This is a genomic window from Collinsella sp. 4_8_47FAA (genome assembly GCF_000763055.1).
GTDB lineage: Bacteria > Actinomycetota > Coriobacteriia > Coriobacteriales > Coriobacteriaceae > Collinsella.
The window spans coordinates 10,177-12,348 of the sequence record NZ_KN214140.1 but is presented as its reverse complement, the minus strand read 5'-3'; the positions used below and the strand labels follow the sequence as shown (position 1 = coordinate 12,348).

Genomic DNA, 2,172 nt, shown 5'->3' with positions numbered 1-2,172 from the left:
CTGTTCCGCGCGGGCGGCGCCCTCGATGCGCCCGCACTCATCGGCCTCGCGCTTCGCCTTGGCGTCGGCGCGGCGGCGGCGGTTGACCGCCTCGACGTCCTTTTTCGCCCAGGGGCGCGTCTGCTCGATGTTGTAGAACATCGCGGTCGTGTTTCCGTTCGGGGAGCGCCAAGTGCGCTCCACACCCTTTCCGAGCTGGCCTTTCTTGACATGGCGGTGCTTCTTCTCCCACTGTGCCGCGGTGCGCAGCTCGACGCCGTCAATCTCAATCATGGCGGCTCACCTCCTTGGGCAGATCGCAGTCGAGGTATACGCGCACGTACCTGCTCTCGCCGCGGTTCGGGTACTCGCGGGAGCGCTCCAGAACGCACCCCGCCGCCTGCATCGCGTCGGCGATGCGCTGAACCTCGTCGGGCAGGCCCTCAAGACGAACCCTGACCATGACAACCTCCTTGCCTTGAACCCTGCGCCACCGTCCGTGGCGCAGCCTAAGCGTACGGCTCCGAAAAAGTCAGAAAAAGTCTAGTTATCGCAGGTCAGACGTGCCATCGCGCAGGCGCACATGCACGCGTATATTTACACGTGCGACCCCTCCAAAATATTTTTTCGCCAACCTCCGCGGCGACCGCGGGCGGCGGGATTGCCGCCGCGAACGGTCATGGCCATAGCCGGCGCCGATGTAGCTGAAGCTACCGCGGCGGCTAGTGCTTGTGGCCGCGGGGGCGTTTCTGTTCGGCCTGCGGCGGCTCGGGCTTGCGAGGCGCGGGGTCCTCGCCCGCGAGCCTCGCCCGCTCGTCAGCGAGCTTGCGGCGCTCGATGCCCAGCCCCGCGGCCTTGAGCAGGGGGCCGGACAGCATCGCAGCGCTGTTGCCGCCCTGCAGCTGGCGAATCTTGAGGTCAAGTGCGGCAATTTGCTCGTCGAGCTGAGCGATCATCTCCGCGCGGGTATCGACCTGATCCGCGGTGGCCATGGCCACGCGGCGTTGGGCATCGGCGGCCGCGGCGGCGGTGGCCATGGCCACGCGGCGGCGCTTGGCCAGCGCGCCCCTGTGCCTGCCCTGGGCGCGACCGCGCTTGGCCTTCTCGATGCGGCCGCGCTGACGCTCGAGCTCCGCGACTTCCCGTTGCAGCTGCTCGACCGCAACGCCCTCCTGCTGCAGCTCTGCGCGAAGGACCCGCAGGCGGGCGTTGCGGTCGCGTATCTCTTTATTCAGCTTGACGCGATCGGCGTGCCCGATTAGCCCGGTGCCGCCCTCGTGCACGGTCGGCTGCTCATCCAGCCCTCTATCTTTATTGCTGCGATGGTCGATAACCTGCGCCGTGGTTCCCGTTGCGGAGGCGTGTGCCGCGAGGTGCCTGTTGGCGATCTCTGCCCAGGCCGCGCGGACGGCCGTGAGTTCGGCGCTACCGACGTCGCGCGCGGCCTGACCCGAGATACGGTGCATCTGCACTGGCCTCTTACTCGTGCGGTCCTTCGTGCCCAGGCCCTCGGCCTTCGCCTGCTTCATGGTCAGGCGGCGGCCATCCTTGAAGTTATATATCTTCTCCCAGCCATCTGCCTTGGCTGCCTTCCAATCGGTTGCGCGGATGGGCGCCTGCTGCCCATGTGCATCCTGGCACAGGTACCAGCACTGCCCCTTCTCACCCTTGGTCCTCTGGATGAAGCCTTGAGCGCCAAGGTCGAGCGCGGAGACGAGGACGTGAGCGTGGGGGTTCCCGCCGCGGCCGTCATCATGTATCGCCCAGTCGCACGCCTTCGCGGGGAACATCCCGCAGAAGTCGCGCACGCAGGCGCGGCGGCCGTCGGCATCGAGCTCGATCGGCAACGCAAACTCATAGCGCAGCGCGACGAGCTCGTTTCCGCCGCCGCCCTCGGCCCATGCCCGCTCGGCCCCGTTCCAGAGCTCGCCGCGCCCGATGGGCGGCACGCCACCGGGCAGAGACAGACCCTCCTCGACGACGCGTTCCTTCCTGGCATAGTCGCAGACCTGCCCCGTCCGCTCTTCCACAAGCGCCTGGCCCGACTGGTACGCGGCCTTCCTGACCGCGCCCGCCCCGGTGGCGGGCGAGCAGCCGCGGTAGTTCAGATGGAAGATGGCCATGCGAGTTCCTTTCAGGCAAGGGGCGCAGATGCGCCCCGCGCAGCGGCGCGGAGTGCCGTGAGCCGCGGTC

Annotated in this window: 3 protein-coding genes; all 3 read right to left on the bottom strand. The window is 68.0% G+C overall.

All coding sequences use genetic code 11. The features are described 5' to 3' along the window. Nucleotides 1-273 (bottom strand): hypothetical protein (locus HMPREF9463_RS10055; protein ID WP_035138942.1); only part of this gene is annotated, 273 nt, incomplete at its 3' end. Continuing rightward, entirely contained in the window at nt 266-442 is a 177-nt protein-coding gene (locus HMPREF9463_RS10975; RefSeq protein WP_156599998.1) for a hypothetical protein, read from the bottom strand. The genes HMPREF9463_RS10055 and HMPREF9463_RS10975, both read right to left, overlap by 8 nt. Before the next feature lie 259 nt (nt 443-701). Beyond that, nucleotides 702-2,172: MobA/MobL family protein (locus HMPREF9463_RS10050; RefSeq protein WP_198019977.1), on the bottom strand; the 1,471-nt coding region annotated here is incomplete at its 5' end.